The organism is Tepidimonas sp. (genome assembly GCF_036825565.1).
Lineage (GTDB): Bacteria > Pseudomonadota > Gammaproteobacteria > Burkholderiales > Burkholderiaceae_C > Tepidimonas.
In genome coordinates this window covers 1-17,156 of record NZ_DAISXZ010000048.1, presented here as the reverse complement: position 1 = coordinate 17,156, position 17,156 = coordinate 1, and the positions used below count along the sequence as shown (strand labels likewise).

Sequence of the window (17,156 nt, the reverse complement as noted above, 5' to 3'; positions counted from 1 at the left end):
AGAAGACCAACTGCATGGTCATCTTCATCAACCAGATCCGCATGAAGATCGGCGTCATGTTCGGCAGCCCCGAGACCACCACCGGCGGCAACGCGCTCAAGTTCTATGCTTCGGTGCGCATCGACATCCGCCGCACCGGCTCGATCAAGAAGGGCGAGGAAGTCATCGGCAGCGAGACCAAGGTCAAGGTCGTCAAGAACAAGGTCGCCCCGCCGTTCAAGACCGCCGACTTCGACATCCTCTACGGCGAAGGCATCAGCCGCGAGGGCGAGATCGTCGATCTGGGCGTGCTGCACAAGGTGATCGAAAAATCCGGCGCCTGGTACGCCTACGGCGGCGAGAAGATCGGCCAGGGGCGCGAGAACGCGCGCGAATTCCTGAAGGAAAACCCCGATCTGGCGCGCGAGATCGAAAACAAGATCCGCGCCGTCGTCGGCGTGGCGGCGCTGCCCTCGGTGGCGCCGGACGACGAGGTGGAGCCAGACCTGTCGGCGCTGGACGAGGTGTGAGGCTGCCATGCCGCCAGCCGCCCCGACGCTGAAGGCGCGCGCGCTGCGCCTGCTGGCGCGGCGCGACTACACGCGCCACGAGCTGGCGCAGCGGCTGGCACCGCACGCCGCCGACGAAGCCGAGCTGGAGGCGGTGCTGGATGAGTGTGCGCGGCGCGGCTGGCTGGACGAGGCGCGGGCGCTGGAGGCGCACCTACACCGCCGCGCCGGCGAGCGTGGCCGTGCCTTGCTGCAGGCCGAGCTGCGCGCGCGGGGTTTCGACGACGAGGTGCTTCTGGAGCAGGCCGCCGCGCGCCTGCGTGCCACCGAGGCCGAGCGCGCGCAGGCCGCCTGGAAGCGCCGCTTCGGCACCGCGCCGCGCGATGCCGCCGAGCGTGCGCGCCAGTTGCGCTTTCTGCTGGCGCGCGGGTTTGCACCGGAGGTGGCGCGGCGCACCGTACCCCGCAGCGCTGCCGAGGGCGACGGTGCCGCGGGCGAGTCGCCGCCGGATTGATCGATGGCACGCAGGGCAGCGGGGGCTTGGAACGGGTCCGGGACCGTGTAAGATGAAACGCGTGGCGGCACCTGCCTGCCGCCCCGCTGGCCCGCACCTGCAACCCTGAGAGCACGGCAATCAGGCGCGTCAACCTGCCCGTCACGCAAAAGGCCTACGATTTTTCCGCGGATCAGACGCTGATTTCGGTCACCGACGTCAAGGGCCGTATCACGTACGCCAACAACAACTTCGTGGCCGTCAGCGGCTACACACGCGGAGAGCTTCTTGGGCAGCCGCACAACATCGTTCGCCACCCGGACATGCCGGAAGAAGCCTTCCGCGACATGTGGCACACCCTTCTGGACAAGGGGCGCCCCTGGACCGGCATCGTCAAGAACCGGCGCAAGAACGGCGACCACTACTGGGTGCGCGCCAACGCCACCCCGGTGCGCGAGGGGCAGGAGATCGTTGGCTTCCTCTCCGTGCGCACCAAGGCCACGCCGGAGGAGATCGCCGCCGCCGAGGCGCTGTACGCGCGCATGCGCGCCGAAGCCGAGCGCGGCCGGCTGCGCACGCGGCTGCAGGGCGGCGAGGTGGTGCGCAGCGGGTGGCTGTTCGCGCTCGGGCGCAAGCTGACCCCGGGCCTGGGCGGCCGCATCCTGATCGCGGTGGCGCTGGCCGGGCTGGTTCCGGTCATTGGCAACCTCCTCGGCTGGCCGTGGTGGGGTGGTGCGCTAGGCGCCGCGGTGATCGTAGCGCTGTCCGCGGTCCTGATCGAGGCTACCTTCATGCGGCCGCTGCAACGTATCGTGCGTCAAGCCGAGCATCTGGCTGCGGGGGATCTGGTCGAGCCGATCGTCATCGACACCCAGCACGAATTGGGCCGCATTCAGCTCGCGCTGCAGCAGGTGGAGGTGGGGGTGCGCACGGTGGTGCGCGACATCCGCCACGAGGTGGGCAACCTGCGCGGCGGCACGCAGGAGATCGCTGCTGGCAACCAGGACCTGTCGCACCGCACGGAAAACGCCGCCGCCAGCCTGGAGCGAACGGCCGCCTCGATGGAAGAGATCGGCGGCACCACGCAGGAGACCGCACGGCTGGCCGACCAGGGCGTGGCACTGGCGCGCCAGACGCTGGAGCTGGCGCGCGCTGGCGGCGAAGCGGTCGGGGCGCTCTCAGGCACGATGCGCGAGATCACCGAATCCTCGCAGCGCATCACCGACATCATCCAGGTCATCGAGGGCGTGGCCTTCCAGACCAACATCCTGGCGCTCAACGCCGCGGTGGAGGCGGCGCGCGCAGGCGAAGCCGGCCGCGGCTTTGCGGTGGTGGCCGGCGAAGTGCGGGCCCTGGCCCAGCGCACCGGCGAGGCGGCCAAGCAGATCCGCCAGCTGATCACCGAATCGCGTGAACGGGTGCTGGCCGGCGACGCGCGCACGGCGGAGGCCAACGAGCGCATGGCCGCGGTGATGGAGGCGGTGCAGCGTGTGGCGCGCATGTTCGAGGACGTGCACCACTCCGCCAACGAGCAGACGCAGGGCGTGGCCCAGATCGCCGAGGCGATCGCCAACCTCGACAGCATCACCCAGCAAAACGCCGCCATGGTGGAGCAACTGGCCGCGGCGGCCGTGTCGCTGGACGAGCAGGTGGGAACGGTGCACGGCACGATCCGGGTGTTCCGCCTGACGCCGAAGGACAAGCTGCTGGTCAAGGAAGACGCCACCGCGCTGCGCAAGGCCGCCCAGGCCAACAGCGCCCCCAACCAGCTCGACTTCGACGCTGCGATCAAGGCGCACCAGCAGTGGCGCATCAAGCTGCGCAACGCCATCCTCAAGGACGAAAAGCTCGACGTGGCCACGATTCGGCGCGACGACTGCTGCGCGGTCGGCCAATGGATCTATGGCGCCGGCGGGCGGCAGTGGGGCAACCTGCCGCTGTTCTCGACGCTGGTGGATCAGCACAAAACCTTCCACCTCGAGTGCGGCAAAGTGGCCGAGCTGGTCAACGCGGGCCAGAAGGAAGAGGCCAACGCGCTCCTGATGGGCGAGTCGCCCTTCATCCGCGCTGGGCGAGCGGTGGTGGACGCCTTGCAAAAGCTCAAGGCGGCGGTGCATGGTGCAGCCAAGTCGGCGCAGATTCAGCAGCGCGCGCCGGCTGCTGCGCCCAAGGCCCTGCCAGCAGCCGCTTCGGCCGCTGCGGCTTCGGGGGGGTCTAAGCCGGCTGCGGTGCGTGCCGTCCCGGCCGGCCAGCACCCCTGTCAAATCCGCCAGCGCAGTGGCGGGTGCCGACGACGGCGAGTGGGAGACTTTCTGACCGCCGCGCTCAACCCAGCCAGCGCTGCAGCCGCGCGATGGCCTCTTCCAGATCGGCGCAGGCCGTGGCGGTGGAAAAGCGCACGAAGCGGCCGCCATCGGCGGCGCCGAAGTCTGGGCTGGGGGTGGCCACCACCTGGGTGTGCTCCATCATGGTGCGCACGAAACCCTGGCTGTCGGTGACGCCGACGCGCGCGAACAGCGGTTGGGCGTCGGCCCAGACGTAGAAAGCGCCGTCCGGCTCCACCGGCACGTCGAAGCCCAGCGAGCGCAGCGCGGGCACGAAAGCGTCGCGCCGCGCGGTGTATTCGGCCCGCCGGCGCTCGTATTCCGCGATCGTGTCGGGCTCGAAGCACGCCAGCGCCGCACGTTGCGCCACGGTGTTGGCGCAGATGTAGTGGTTTTGCGCCAGCCGCTCCACCACGGGCATCAGCGGCTCGGGCAGCACCAGCCAGCCCAGCCGCCAGCCCGTCATGCCAAAGTACTTGGAGAAGCTGTTGACGCTGATCACGTCGTCGCCCAGCGCCAGCGCGGTCTGGCCGAAGCGCTCGTCGAACGACAGGCCCAGGTAGATCTCGTCAATGACCAGGGCGCCGCCGCGCCGGCGAACGGTGTCCAGCACGCCGCGCAGCGCCGCGGGGTCGATCGATGTGCCGGTCGGGTTGGCGGGCGAGGCCAGCATCACGCCGCGCGTGCGGGGCCCCCAGGCCGCGTCCAGTTGCGCGGGCGTCGGCTGGTAGCGCGTGGCTGGCCCCGTGGGCAGGGCGGTCGGCGTCACGCCGACGCTGGTCAGAATCTGCCGGTTGCACGGGTAGCAAGGGTCGGGCAGCAGCACCTCGTCCCCGGCGTCGAACAGCGCCAGCGCTGCCAGTTGCAGACCGGCCGACGCCCCGGCCGTGATGGCGATGCGCCGCGCCGGCACCGTGACGCCAAAGCGCTGCGCATACCACGCCGACAGCTGCTCGCGCAGCGCATCCAGCCCCAGCGCGGCCGTGTACTGCGTGTGCCCGGCGCGGATGGCGGCCGCCGCCGCCGCCTGCACCGCCGCGGGGGCGGCAAAGTCCGGCTCGCCAATGTTCAGGTACAGCATGCGCGGTGCCCCGGGGGGCAGCGCGGCGGCCAGCGCCGCGGCCTCCTTGGCTACCTGCATGACGAGGAACGGCGCGATCGCCTGGGCGCGCGCGCTGGCGGACGGGGCAAGACAGGAGGGGGTCATTTGCCGATGCAAAAACGCGAAAAGATGACGCCGAGCAGGTCGTCGGCGGTGAATTCGCCGGTGATCGTGCCCAGCGCCTCGTGGGCCAGGCGCAGTTCCTCGGCCAGCAGTTCCAGCGCTGGCGTGGGGCTGTCGAGCTGCGCCTGCGCGGCCTGCAGGTGCGCGCGCACCCGGTGCAGCGCCTCCACATGGCGCTGGCGGGCGCTGAACAGGCCGTCGGGCGTGTGTCCGCTCCAGCCCACGGCGTGCAGCAACCGCTCGCGCAGGGCCGGCAGCCCGGCGCCGGTTCGCGCCGACAGCGGCAGGTCGTCGGCGCCGGTGGGGATGGCGGCCGCCTCGGCGGCGTCGGCCTTGTTCCAGATGTCGATCACGGGCACCCGTGCCCGCAACCGGCTGGCCAGGCGCTCGCGGATGGTGGCATCGGCTTGCCGGTAGGCCGGATCCGCGGCGCGCGTCAGGTCATGCACGAAGAGCACGGCATCTGCGGCCTCGATGCGCTGCCACGCCCGCTCGATGCCGATGCGCTCCACCTCGTCCACCTCTGCGCCGTCGCGCAAGCCGGCTGTGTCGATGATGTGCAGTGGCACGCCCTCGATCTGGATGGCTTGCTGCACCACGTCGCGGGTGGTGCCGGCGATCGGTGTGACGATGGCCAGCTCCGCCCCTGCCAGCGCATTGAGCAGCGAGCTTTTGCCCGCGTTGGGTTGGCCGGCGATGACGACATGCATGCCCTCGCGCAGCAGCGCGCCCTGGCGGGTGCGCGCCAGCACCTCGTCCAGCCGCGCCTGCAGCCGCCGCAGTTGGCCGGCGGCATCCGACTGCAGCAAAAAGTCGATGTCTTCCTCGGGAAAGTCCAGCGTCGCCTCCACCAGCATGCGCAGGTGGACCAGATCGTCGCGCAGCGCCTCTACCGCCTGGGAGAATGCGCCCGAGAGCGAGCGGCTGGCGCTGCGGGCGGCCGCCTCGGTGCTGGCGTCGATCAGGTCGGCCACCGCCTCGGCCTGTGCCAAGTCGAGCTTGCCGTGGAGAAAGGCGCGCTCGGTGAACTCGCCCGGCTGCGCCAGCCGCAGGCCCGCCAGCCGCGGCCGGCCCGTGGCGGGGTCCGTTTCGCCCGCGGCCTCCAGACAGCGTGCCAGCAGCAACTGCAGCAGCACCGGCCCGCCGTGGGCCTGCAGTTCCAGCACATCCTCGCCCGTGTAGGAGTGCGGGGCCGGAAACCACAGCGCCAGGCCGTGATCGAGCGCGCTGCCATCGGCCGCCCGAAACGGCCCGTAGTGCGCGTGGCGCGGCCTGAGCGCGCGGCCCAGCAGCGGCGCGTGCAGCGCCTCCAGGCCCCGGCCGCTCAAGCGCACGATGCCCACCGCGCCGCGCCCGGGCGCGGTAGCGATGGCGGCAATCGGGTCCTGGTGCCGGGGCAGCATCCCCTTACTTGAATTGGGGCAGGTTGAACTTCAGCGGCACACCCATCGAGTGGTTGATGTACGCCTGCTGCGCGATCGTCAGCACGTTGTTGACGATCCAGTACAGCACCAGGCCAGCCGGAAAGAAGAAGAACATCACACTGAACACCAGCGGCATCAGCCACATCAGCTTGGCCTGCAGCGGATCGGGCGGCAGCGGGTTGAGCGCCGTTTGCACGATGGTGGTTAGCGTCATCACCAGCGGCAGCACGAAGTACGGGTCGGGCGAGGACAGATCGTCGATCCAGCCGATCCAGGGGGCGTTGCGCATCTCCACACTGGCCAGCAGCACCCAGTACAGCGCGATGAAGACGGGGATCTGGATCAGGATCGGGAAGCAGCCGCCCAGCGGGTTGACCTTCTCCTCGCGGTACAGCCGCATCATCTCCTGCTGCATCAGCTGCGGCTTGTCTTTCAGGCGCTCGCGCATCTCCATGATGCGCGGGTTGATCGCCTTCATCTTGGCCATGCTGCGGTAGGCGCTGGCGTTGAGCCAGTAAAACGCCGCCTTGATCAGCACCACCAGCGCGACGATCGCCCAGCCCCAGTTGCCGACCAGGCCGTGGATCTTCTCCAGCAGCCAGTACAGCGGCTTGGCCAGGATGGTCAGCCAGCCGTAGTCCTTGACCAGCTCCAGGCCGGGTGCGATGGCTTCCAGGACTTTTTCCTCCTGTGGCCCGACGTAGAGCTGCGACGCCATCGTCTGGGTCTCCCCCGGTGCGACGGTCGCATCCGGCCCGATCTGGCCGACCGCGTACAGGTTGTCCACCTTGCGCACGAAGTTCTCGCGCTCCACGCCCGCGGGCATCAGCCAGGCGCTGGTGAAGTAGTGCTGCACCATGGCCACGTAGCCGTCCGGCGCCTGGCGCTGGATGTCGATCTTGCCCTTGTCGATGTTGGCAAACTCGACCTTTTGATACTTGGCGGCTTCGCTGTAGACGGCCGGGCCGGTGAAGGTGGAGTAGAAGGGCGTTTCGCTGCCGGCCTTCAGGCCGTCGCGCACGAGCTGCTGGTACACCCGCGCCTGGACGGGCGCGTCGCCGACGTTGCGCACCTCGTGTTGCACATCGATCAGGTAGCTGTGGCGGCGCAGGGTATAGGTCTTGCTTAGCACCACGCCGCCCTGCGGCTCGGACTCGAAGCGCAGCACCAGCCGGTCCTGGCCGTCCGCCAGGGCGATGGGCCCGGTGCCGGCCGGCTCGACCAGCCGCATGGGGGTTTTGTGTGTCGGCAGGCCGCCTTGTCCGATCAGCCCGGTCTGGGCGACGTAGGTGCGCCCCCCTTCGGTCGTCAGCAGCTCCAGCGGCGTGAAGGTTTTTTGCAGTGCCTTGCCCGTCTCGGCCGCGTGTTTGAGCAGCCGCGCCCCCATGAGTGCTCCGCCTTCACTGTCAAACGTTAGCTCGAACACATCGGTGCGCACCGTGTGGCGCTGGCGCGCGACCGGTGCAGCAGCCGGGGCCGGTACGCCAGCTGCCGCGGGGGTGGAGGCGGCCGCCGGTGTCGGCACCCCGGTGCCCGAGGCGGCGGGCGCCGGTGCCGTGGCCTTGGGCGGGGTGCTCGACGGGAAGAAGGTGGCCGGCTGCCCGTTGTGGATCTGCCAACGATCCCACAGCAGGATCATCGAAAAACCAAAAATCACCCACAGGATGGATCGGCGAATGTCGCTCATGACGGAGGGGTGTGTTGTTGGAGGGGGAACAGCCGGGGACGCTCGGCAGGGACCGGATCGTGCCCGCCGTCGCACCACGGGTGACAGCGGACCAGCCGGCGCAGAGTCAGGTAGCTGCCGGCACCGGCGCCGTGACGCTGCAACGCCTCGAGCGCATAGGCCGAGCAGGAAGGGGTGAAGCGGCAGCCGGACCCCAGCCAGGGGCTGAGCAGCAGCCGGTAGCCCTGCACCGCGCCGATCAGCACGCTTTGCGGCAGGCGGGCGCACCAATGCCCCAGCCGGCGCACGGCGGGCGCGACGGGGCGGGAGGCGTGCGGGCGGCTCATGAGGCGTCGGGCCGGTGCCCATCGACACCGGCGGCCAGGCGCTGTCGCAGCCGGGGTCCCAACAGTTGCAGCAGCTCGAGCCGTGCCGCGCGGCGCAGCGCCACGGAGGTCGCGCTGGGGAACTCCGCGGTCGGGAAGGCCCGTTTTAGCCGCACGACCCAGGCGCCCGTGGGCAGCGGATGCTCGCGCTCGACGGCATAGATCTGGCGCTTGAGCGTGTTGCGCGTGACCGCGCGCCTTGCCCAGCGCTTGGGCACGACCACGCCCAACCAGGCGCGGTCGCCGGGGAACAGCGGCACTCCGCGCGGGCCGACCCGCGACGCGGCAGGAATGCCATGGAGCGCAAAATGCGCGGTGTGCACCAGGGCAGGACTGGAGAGCACGGCCTGGAACTGCGCACGCTGGCGAAAGTGCCGTGCCGCTGCGCCCCGCGGCGGTGCCGGCTGGGACGACTCGGGCACCGAGGCGTCAGACGGCCAGGCGCTTGCGGCCCTTGGCGCGGCGCGCGTTGATCACGGCGCGACCGCCACGGGTCTTCATGCGGACCAGAAAGCCATGGGTGCGCGCGCGACGGATCTTGGAGGGTTGATAGGTGCGTTTCATGTGAGTCTGCCCGGTTCGATCGAGTAAACCCTAAATTATGGCAAAAACCGCCCGCCGTGCCAACGGCCGAGCGGGGCGGAGGATCGGTGCGGGCTGTCAAGCGGGGGCCAACCCGCATGTGGATAAATGGTTCTCGGCGGCTACAATGAGTGCCTTTGGCGGGGTGGCTGTCCACATGCCGGATTCCGGTCCCGGGCGGGACGGTCCGGGCCGCGACGATTCCATGCCTGCCATCGACCGAATCCCCCATCCATGAGTTCCCCGCGTTCCCTGTCCGATGCGAACGCCGCTGCCCAGCGGGCCGCCCCGGCCGCATCCGATCTGTGGTCGGCGTGCGTCGAGCGGTTGAGTCAGGAGCTGCCGGTCCAGCAGGTCAACACCTGGATCCGGCCGCTGGTCGCACGCGTGGCCGACGACGGCTCGCGCGTGACGCTGGCGGTGGCCAACCGCTTCAAGATGGACTGGGTGCGCGCTCAGTACGCCGGCAAGATCGGCGCGGCCTTGCAGGCCATCGCCGGCCAGCCGGTTGCCGTCGAGTTGGTACTCGCCCCGCGCGAGGCACCCGGCGCGCTGCGCCCCTCGGCCCCCGGCGTGGCCGGCGGAGCAGTGCCGCGCGTTGCCGTGGTTCCCGCGCGCACCGATCCGGTGTTTGCCGAGTTGCCCGAGGCGCCGGCCGCGGCCGAGCCGCCGCTGCCCGACCACAAGCACCGGCTCAACCCGGCGCTGACCTTCGCAACGTTGGTGGAGGGCTCCGCCAACCGCATGGCACGCGCCGCGGCCATGCACGTGGCCGCGAGCCCCGGGCAGTTGTACAACCCGCTGTTCATTTACGGCGGCGTCGGCCTGGGCAAGACGCACCTGGTGCACGCCATCGGCAACCAGTTGCTGGCCGACCGCCCCGACGCCAAGGTGCTCTACATCCACGCCGAGCAGTTCGTCTCGGACGTGGTCAAGTCCTATCAGCGCAAGACCTTCGATGCCTTCAAGCAGCGCTACCACAGCCTGGACCTGCTGCTGATCGACGATGTGCAGTTCTTTGCCAACAAGGACCGCACGCAGGAGGAGTTCTTCAACGCTTTCGAGACGCTGATGGCCAAAAAGAGCCACATCGTGATGACCAGCGACACCTACCCCAAGGGGTTGACGGACATCCACGAGCGGCTGGTGTCGCGCTTCGATTCCGGGCTGACGGTGGCCATCGAGCCGCCGGAGCTGGAGATGCGCGTGGCCATCCTGATCAGCAAGGCGCAGGCCGAGGGCGCCACCATGCCGGAGGACGTGGCCTTCTTCGTGGCCAAGAACGTGCGCTCCAACGTGCGCGAGCTGGAGGGCGCGCTGCGTAAGATCCTGGCGTATTCGCGCTTCAACCAGAAAGAGGTGTCGATCGCGCTGGCGCGCGAGGCGCTCAAGGACTTGCTGAGTATCCAGAACCGCCAGATCAGCGTCGAGAACATCCAAAAGACGGTGGCCGACTTCTACAAGATCAAGGTCGCCGACATGTATTCCAAGAAGCGGCCGGCCAATATCGCGCGGCCGCGCCAGATCGCCATGTACCTGGCCAAGGAGCTGACACAAAAGAGCTTGCCCGAGATCGGTGAGCTCTTTGGCGGGCGCGACCACACGACGGTGCTGCACGCGGTGCGCAAGATCGCCGCCGAGCGGCAGAACCGGTCCGAACTCAACCAGCAACTCCACGTGTTGGAGCAGACCCTGAAAGGCTGACACGCATGATCGTCTTGCAAGCGACCCAGGACCGGCTGCTGGCTGCCCTCCAGTCGGTGGCCGGCATCGTCGAGCGCCGCCACACCCTGCCGGTGCTCGCCAATGTGCTGATTCACCGCGCGGGGGCCGCGACCCAGCTCACCACCTCCGACCTGGAAATCCAGATCCGCACCACGGCCGATCTGGGCGGCGACGACGGCCAGTTCGCCACCACGGTCGGGGCGCGCAAGCTGATCGACATTCTGCGCACGCTGCCCGCGGACCAGAAGGTGACGCTGGAGTCCGCCGGGGGGCGGCTGCTGCTCAAAGCGGGCAAGAGCCGCTTCACCCTGCAGACGCTGCCGGCCGAGGACTTTCCGCTGGTGCAGGAGTCGCCCACCTTCGGCCCGGCGTTCTCGGTGCCGCAAAAGGTGCTCAAGGCGCTGCTGGGGCAGGTGTCGTTCGCCATGGCGGTGCAGGACATTCGCTACTACCTCAACGGCATTCTGTTCGTCGCCGAGGGGCGCCAGCTCACCCTCGTGGCCACCGACGGCCACCGGCTGGCGCTGGCCAGCGCCGCGCTGGATGTGGACGTGCCCAAGCAGGAGGTGATCCTGCCGCGCAAGACGGTGCTGGAGCTGCAGCGGCTGCTGTCGGACCAGGACGGCGCGATCGAGATGCGCTTTGCCGCCAACCAAGCCAAGTTCAGCTTCGGCGGCATGGAGTTCGTCACCAAGCTGGTGGAGGGCAAGTTCCCCGACTACAACCGCGTGATCCCGCGCGCGCACCGCAATGTGATCGTGCTGGGCCGCGCGCCGCTGCTGGCCAGCCTGCAGCGCGCCGCCATCATGACCAGCGACAAATTCAAGGGCGTGCGCCTGCACCTGGAGCCCGGGCTGCTGCAGGTGGCGGCCAACAACGCCGATCAGGAGGAGGCGGTCGACGAGCTGGACATCGAGTACAGCGGCGACGTCATCGACATCGGCTTCAACGTCAGCTACCTGATCGAGGCGCTGGCCAACATGGGGCAGGACCTGGTGCGCATCGAGCTGCAGGACGGCAACTCCTCGGCCCTGGTCACGATTCCCGGCGACGACCGCTTCAAGTACGTCGTCATGCCGATGCGCATCTGAAAGTCTCCATGAGCGAATCCCAGACCCCTCAAGCGCCCGGCACGGGCTACGGCGCCGACGCCATCCAGATCCTCGAAGGCCTGGAGGCGGTGCGCAAGCGCCCCGGCATGTACATCGGCGACACCTCCGACGGCACCGGCCTGCACCACCTGGTGTTCGAGGTGGTGGACAACTCCATCGACGAGGCGCTGGCCGGCCACTGCGACGATATCGTGGTGACCATCCACACCGACAACTCGATTAGCGTGGTGGACAACGGGCGCGGCATCCCCACCGGCATCAAGTGGGACGACAAGCACGAGCCCAAGCGCAGCGCCGCCGAGATCGCGCTGACCGAGCTGCACGCCGGCGGCAAGTTCAACCAGAACAGCTACAAGGTCTCCGGCGGTCTGCACGGGGTGGGGGTGAGCTGCGTCAACGCGTTGTCGCGCTGGCTGCGCCTGACGGTGCGCCGCGACGGCAAGGTGCATCTGCTGGAGTTTGCGCGCGGCGTGGTGCAAAACCGCCAGATCGAGCGCGCGGCGGGCCCAGACGGCCAGGTGGCGGAGGTCTCGCCCATGCGGGTGCTGGGCGCCACCGACAAGCGCGGCACCGAGGTGCACTTCCTGCCCGACACCGAGATCTTTCGCGAAAACCACGACTTCCACTACGAGATCCTGTCCAAGCGGCTGCGCGAGCTGAGCTTTTTGAACAACGGCGTGCGTATCCGCCTGATCGACGAGCGCAGCGGCAAGAGCGACGACTTTTCCGGTGCCGGCGGGGTCAAGGGCTTCGTCGAGTTCATCAACGCCGGTAAAAAGGTGCTGCATCCCACGGTGTTCCACGCCACCGGCGCGCGCCCGGCCGACAGCTATGGCGGCATCCCCGGCACCGAGATCGGTGTCGAGGTGGCCATGCAGTGGAACGACGGCTACAACGAGTCGGTGCTGTGCTTCACCAACAACATCCCGCAGCGCGACGGCGGCACGCACCTGACCGGGCTGCGCGCGGCCATGACGCGCGTCATCGGCAAGTACATCGAGCAAAACGAGCTGGCCAAGAAGGCCAAGGTCGAGGTCAGTGGCGACGACATGCGCGAGGGGCTGTGCTGCGTGCTGTCGGTGAAGGTGCCGGAGCCGAAGTTTTCCAGCCAAACCAAGGACAAGCTGGTCAGCTCCGAGGTGCGCGCGCCGGTGGAGGACATCGTCGCCAAGGCGCTCACCGACTACCTGGAGGAGCGGCCCAACGACGCCAAGATCATCTGCGGCAAGATCGTCGAGGCCGCGCGGGCGCGCGAGGCAGCGCGCAAGGCGCGCGAGATGACGCGCCGCAAAGGCGTGCTCGACGGCCTGGGGCTGCCCGGCAAGCTGGCCGACTGCCAAGAGAAGGATCCGGCGCTGTCGGAGATCTACATCGTCGAGGGTGACTCGGCCGGCGGCAGCGCCAAGCAGGGGCGCGACCGCAAGTTCCAGGCCATCCTGCCGCTGCGCGGCAAGATCCTCAATGTCGAGAAGGCGCGCTACGAAAAGCTGCTGTCCAGCAACGAGATCCTGACCCTGATCACGGCGCTGGGCACGGGCATCGGCCGCGCGAGCGAAGACGACGCCGGGCGCGGCAAGAGCAGTGCAGACGACTTCGACATCGCCAAGCTGCGCTACCACCGCATCATCATCATGACCGACGCGGACGTGGACGGCGCCCACATCCGCACCCTGTTGCTGACCTTTTTCTACCGCCAGATGCCGGAGCTGGTGGAGCGCGGCCACATCTACATCGCGCAGCCGCCGCTGTACAAGGTCAAGGCGGGCAAGGAAGAGCTGTATCTGAAGGACGACGCCGCGCTGGACGCCTTTTTGTTGCGCGTCGCGCTCAAGGAGGCCAGCCTGCACACCGGCGGCGCCCAGGGCACCGTGCTGGCCGGCGAAACCCTGGCCGAACTGGCGCGCCAGCACCAGGCGGCCGAGGCGGTGATCGCCCGGCTGTCGGCCTTCATGGACGCTGAGGCGCTGCGCGCCGTGGCCGACGGCGTGGCGCTCGACCTGGACGACATGGAGGCTGCGGCCCGCAGCGCCACCGCCCTACAGGCCGCGCTGCGCGAGGGCAGCGCCACCGGGGTGCCGGCCGAGGTGAGCGCCGAGTTCGACGCACGCGCGGACAAGCCGCTGCTGCGCATCAGCCGCCGCCACCATGGCAACGTGCGCTCCAGCGTCATCACGCAGGACTTCGTGCACGGGGCCGACTATGCCGTGCTGGCCGATGCGGCCCGCACCTTCCAGGGCCTGCTGGCAGAAGGGGCCAAGGTCGTGCGCGGCGAGGGCGAACGCGCCAAGGAAGCGCCAGTGGACGATTTCCGTTCGGCGATGCGCTGGCTGCTGGCCGAGGCCGAGCGCACCACCAGCCGCCAGCGCTACAAGGGTTTGGGCGAGATGAACCCCGAACAGCTCTGGGAAACTACCATGAACCCCGAGGTGCGCCGGCTGCTGCAGGTGCGCATCGAGGACGCCATCGAGGCCGACAAGGTCTTCACCATGCTGATGGGCGACGAGGTCGAGCCGCGCCGCGTGTTCATCGAGACCAATGCGCTGAGGGCGGCGAATATCGATGTGTGAGTGAGCGGCGTCTGCCCCAACACCACCTGGAGTGCCCAAGGTGGTGGAGTCATACAATCACCTGACCGTATCGCATGTGAGAGACAAAATCGGGCCCAAGGAGGATTCGTTCATGGCCCAGACCTCGATGCTGCACGTTCGGGTGGACGACGAAGTCAAGGCGCAGGCCAGCGAGGCGCTGGCCGCCATGGGGCTGTCGGTGTCGGACGCCGTGCGTATCATGCTCAAGCGGGAGGTGGCCGACCAGGCTTTCCCGCTGGAGCTGAAGGTGCCCAACGCCCAGACCCGCGCGGCGATGCAAGAAGCGCGCGCCATGATCAAAGCCCGCCAGCAGTAAGCGGGCGCCGATGCCGCGGGCGAGCGACTCCACCAAGGCGTTCCTCCAAGACTGGGAACGCCTTTCGCGCTCGGGCCGCGACGACCTGAAGCGGCTGAAGGGAGCGATGTGGCGGCTGATTGGCGACGATGCGCCGTGGGGGCCCGAATGGCTGGATCACCCGCTGAAGGGCGAGTGCGCGGATCACCGCGAGTGCCACAGCGGTGGCGACTTTCTGCTGAATTACCGCCTGGATGGCGAGGCCGTCCTTCTCGTGCGGACTGGCACGCACTCGGCTTTGTTCGAGGCGTGATCCGTGTGTCAGGTTTGGGGGTGACGTCCATGTGGAATCGCAGCATTTTTTCCGTACCGAAGATGGATTGCCCGTCCGAGGAAAACCTCATCCGCATGGCGTTGCGCGACCTGCCGGACGTGGTGTTGGCCTTCGACCTGGCGCAGCGCCGTCTGACGGTGCAGCACCCGGGGCCGGCCGAGGCGGCGCTGGCCCGGCTGGAGCGGCTGAACCTGGGCGCGCGTCTGGCGCACACCGAGCCGGTAGCGCAGCCGTCCGCCCCGCCGGCGTCGACCGACGCGACCGAGTCGCGCGTGCTGTGGACCCTGCTGGCCATCAACGGGGCCATGTTTTTGCTGGAAATCGGGGTGGGCATCGTGGCCCAGTCCACCGGTCTGTTGGCCGACGCGATGGACATGTTTGCCGATGCCGCGGTGTACGGCGTGGCGTTGTTTGCCGTCGGCCGCTCGGCCGCCCGCAAGGTGCAGGCGGCGCATCTGGCGGGGTGGTTGCAGCTGACGCTGGCCTTGCTCGCGCTGGCCGAGGTGGGGCGGCGCTGGGTGCAGGGCAGCGAGCCGGTGTCGGCGCTGATGATGGGCGTGGGGGTGGTGGCCCTGGTGGCCAATGTGGCCTGCCTGTGGCTGGCGGCGCGGCACCGGGGGCTGGGCGCCCACATGAAGGCGAGTTACATCTTCTCCGCCAACGATGTGCTCGCCAACCTGGGGGTCATCGTGGCGGGCCTGCTGGTGGCGTGGACCGGCTCGCGCGTGCCCGATCTGGTCATCGGGGGCGTGATCGGGTTGGTCGTGCTCGACGGGGCGCGGCGGATACTGGCGCTGCGCTGAACGCCCATGCCGCCCGCTCGTGATCCCGCCCCGGCACCATGCGTGCTGGCCACGGGTTTGGTCAAACGCTACGGCGACGCGGCGGTGTTTGCCGGCGTCGATCTAACCGTCTCGCCGGGAGAGTTCGTGGCCATTTTGGGCGAATCGGGCGTGGGCAAGTCCACGCTGCTCAACTGTCTGGCCGGGTTGGATGCGGTCGATGGCGGTCGTGTCTGCGTGCTGGGGCAGGACTGGGCGGCGCTGTCCGAGCCGCAGGCCGCCGCATGGCGGCGCATCCATTTGGGCTTCGTCTTTCAGGCCTTTCACATCCTGCCGCACCTGACGGTGGCGCAGAACGTGGGCTTGCCGCTGGTCCTGCTGGGCCGGCCGGATGCCGAGCGGGTGGAGCAAGTGCTGGCGGCGGTGGGTCTGGGGGGCCTGGGCGAGCGCCTGCCCCAAGCCTTGTCCGGCGGACAACTGCAACGGGTGGCGATTGCGCGGGCGCTGGCGCACCGGCCGCGCTTGATCCTGGCCGATGAGCCGACCGGCAACCTGGACCCACGCACCGCGGCGCAGGTGTTGGCGTTGCTGCAGGCGCAGACCCGTGCGCACGGCGCCGCGCTGGTGCTGGTGACGCATTCCCACGCCGCGGCGGAGCGGGCCGACCGCTGCCTGGAGCTGACGTGCGAGGGCATGCGGCCACTGTGATCGCGCCCCGCCCGCGCGGGTGGGACTTGTGGCGCGCGTTCTCGTGGCCGCAGTGGCGCCTGCACCCATGGCGCCATGCGGTGGCGGTGCTGGCCATCATGCTGGGGGTGGGGCTGGCGCTGGCGGTGCACCTGATCAACGCGTCGGCGCTGGCGGAGTTTTCGGCCGCGGTGCGGGGGGTGAACGGGGAGCCGGATGCCCGCCTGCGTGGCCCCTTGGACCGGCTGGATGCGCGCTGGCTGGACCGCGCCCTGGCCCACCCTCAGGTACGGGCCGCCATGCCGGTGATCGAAGCGCAGGGCGTGGCGGTGACGCCCGACGGCCGCCGTGTGCCGGTGCGGTTGCTGGGCGTGGACGCCCTGGTCTGGCCGGCCCTGCAGCCCGATGCCGGGCTGCGTGTGCGCGAAGGCGGGGATCGGCTGGATGTGTTGACCCCCGATGCGGTGTTTGGCAATCCCGCGGCGCAGGCGGCGCTGGGCATCGGCACCGGTACCGTGGAGCTGCAGGTCGGACTGCAGGCACACCGCTGGCGCATGGCGGGGCAGGTCGCGCTGCCGGGCGGCCCCTTGTTGGTGGCGGACGTGGCCGCGCTGCAGGATCGGTTGGGCTGGGGCGACCAGGTGTCGCGGCTGGACATCCGGCTGGTGCCGGGCGCCGATGCCGAGGCCGTGTGGCGCGACCTGCAGGCCGCCGCACCCGCCGGGGCGGTGCAGGGGGTGGTGTGGGAGCGCCCCGGGGACGATGGCGTCCGGCTGAGCCAGGTGTCGCGGGCCTACCGGGTCAACCTGACCGTGCTGGCGCTGGTGGCGTTGTTCACCGGGGCGTTTCTGGTGTTTTCCGTGTTGAGTCTGAGCGTGACGCAGCGCCTGCCGGCCTTTGCGCTGCTGGGGGTGCTGGGGCTGGACGCCCGGCAACGCCAGCGCCTGGTGTGGGTGGAATCCGCGCTGTTGGGCGCCGTGGGCAGTGCCCTGGGGCTGGCGCTGGGGGCGGCCCTGGCGTGGGCGGCGCTGCAGTGGCTGGGGGG

The 17,156-nt window shown here is 69.4% G+C and carries 15 protein-coding genes and 2 pseudogenes; 11 read left to right on the top strand and 6 right to left on the bottom strand.

Features of this window, described 5'->3' with window-relative positions:
- From recA to V7026_RS07685, 3 genes and pseudogenes are all read left to right on the top strand, one after another.
- Positions 1-509, top strand: a pseudogene (gene recA / locus V7026_RS07695) (recombinase RecA); the annotation flags it as partial.
- A gap of 7 nt (positions 510-516) precedes the next feature.
- Positions 517-1,002 (top strand): recombination regulator RecX, encoded by a 486-nt coding sequence (recX, locus tag V7026_RS07690; protein WP_334154818.1) that lies wholly within the window; start codon positions 517-519, stop codon positions 1,000-1,002.
- Positions 1,003-1,235: 233 nt separating this feature from the next.
- A pseudogene (locus V7026_RS07685) lies at positions 1,236-2,906 on the top strand (methyl-accepting chemotaxis protein); the annotation flags it as partial.
- 400 nt (positions 2,907-3,306) lie between these two features.
- Here the strand turns inward: V7026_RS07685 and V7026_RS07680 are convergent.
- Genes V7026_RS07680 through rpmH form a run of 6 tightly spaced genes read right to left on the bottom strand, consistent with a single transcriptional unit; the run spans position 3,307 to position 8,570 of the window.
- Positions 3,307-4,512, bottom strand: coding sequence for a pyridoxal phosphate-dependent aminotransferase (locus V7026_RS07680; protein ID WP_334154817.1), 1,206 nt, complete (start codon positions 4,510-4,512; stop codon positions 3,307-3,309).
- Entirely contained in the window at positions 4,509-5,933 is a 1,425-nt protein-coding gene (mnmE, locus tag V7026_RS07675; RefSeq protein WP_334154816.1) for a tRNA uridine-5-carboxymethylaminomethyl(34) synthesis GTPase MnmE, read from the bottom strand. Before mnmE ends, V7026_RS07680 begins: the two co-directional genes overlap by 4 nt.
- Positions 5,934-5,937: 4 nt before the next feature.
- Entirely contained in the window at positions 5,938-7,641 is a 1,704-nt protein-coding gene (yidC, locus tag V7026_RS07670) for a membrane protein insertase YidC (protein WP_334154815.1), read from the bottom strand.
- Entirely contained in the window at positions 7,638-7,967 is a 330-nt protein-coding gene (yidD, locus tag V7026_RS07665) for a membrane protein insertion efficiency factor YidD (protein ID WP_443082328.1), read from the bottom strand. The genes yidC and yidD overlap by 4 nt, the downstream gene beginning before the upstream one ends.
- The gene (locus V7026_RS07660; RefSeq protein ID WP_334154814.1) at positions 7,964-8,428 is read right to left on the bottom strand and encodes a ribonuclease P protein component; all 465 of its coding nucleotides are present in this window, start codon (positions 8,426-8,428) and stop codon (positions 7,964-7,966) included. The genes yidD and V7026_RS07660 overlap by 4 nt, the downstream gene beginning before the upstream one ends.
- A 7-nt stretch (positions 8,429-8,435) precedes the next feature.
- Entirely contained in the window at positions 8,436-8,570 is a 135-nt protein-coding gene (rpmH, locus tag V7026_RS07655) for a 50S ribosomal protein L34 (RefSeq protein ID WP_006299042.1), read from the bottom strand.
- A 252-nt stretch (positions 8,571-8,822) separates the two neighbouring features.
- Between rpmH and dnaA the strand changes: the two genes are divergently transcribed.
- The 8 genes from dnaA to V7026_RS07615 form a co-directional block, all read left to right on the top strand.
- Entirely contained in the window at positions 8,823-10,292 is a 1,470-nt protein-coding gene (dnaA, locus tag V7026_RS07650; protein WP_334154813.1) for a chromosomal replication initiator protein DnaA, read from the top strand.
- A 5-nt stretch (positions 10,293-10,297) separates the two neighbouring features.
- A complete protein-coding gene (gene dnaN, locus V7026_RS07645; protein ID WP_334154812.1) occupies positions 10,298-11,404 on the top strand; it encodes a DNA polymerase III subunit beta in 1,107 nt (368 codons plus the stop codon).
- An 8-nt stretch (positions 11,405-11,412) separates the two neighbouring features.
- The gene (gyrB, locus tag V7026_RS07640) at positions 11,413-13,992 is read left to right on the top strand and encodes a DNA topoisomerase (ATP-hydrolyzing) subunit B (RefSeq protein ID WP_334154811.1); all 2,580 of its coding nucleotides are present in this window, start codon (positions 11,413-11,415) and stop codon (positions 13,990-13,992) included.
- Between the two features lie 112 nt (positions 13,993-14,104).
- On the top strand, positions 14,105-14,329 hold the full coding sequence (locus tag V7026_RS07635; RefSeq protein WP_334154810.1) for a type II toxin-antitoxin system RelB/DinJ family antitoxin: 225 nt from the start codon (positions 14,105-14,107) through the stop codon (positions 14,327-14,329).
- 10 nt (positions 14,330-14,339) lie between these two features.
- Positions 14,340-14,621 (top strand): type II toxin-antitoxin system RelE/ParE family toxin, encoded by a 282-nt coding sequence (locus V7026_RS07630; protein WP_334154809.1) that lies wholly within the window; start codon positions 14,340-14,342, stop codon positions 14,619-14,621.
- 62 nt (positions 14,622-14,683) lie between these two features.
- Positions 14,684-15,445 carry a cation transporter gene (locus V7026_RS07625; RefSeq protein ID WP_334154808.1) on the top strand — a complete coding sequence of 254 codons (762 nt, stop codon included), beginning with the start codon at positions 14,684-14,686 and terminating at the stop codon, positions 15,443-15,445.
- 6 nt (positions 15,446-15,451) lie between these two features.
- Positions 15,452-16,132, top strand: a complete 681-nt coding sequence (locus tag V7026_RS07620; RefSeq protein ID WP_334154807.1) for an ABC transporter ATP-binding protein — start codon at positions 15,452-15,454, stop codon at positions 16,130-16,132.
- On the top strand, positions 16,129-17,156 hold a 1,028-nt coding region (locus V7026_RS07615), incomplete at its 3' end, for an ABC transporter permease (protein WP_334154806.1). The genes V7026_RS07620 and V7026_RS07615, both read left to right, overlap by 4 nt.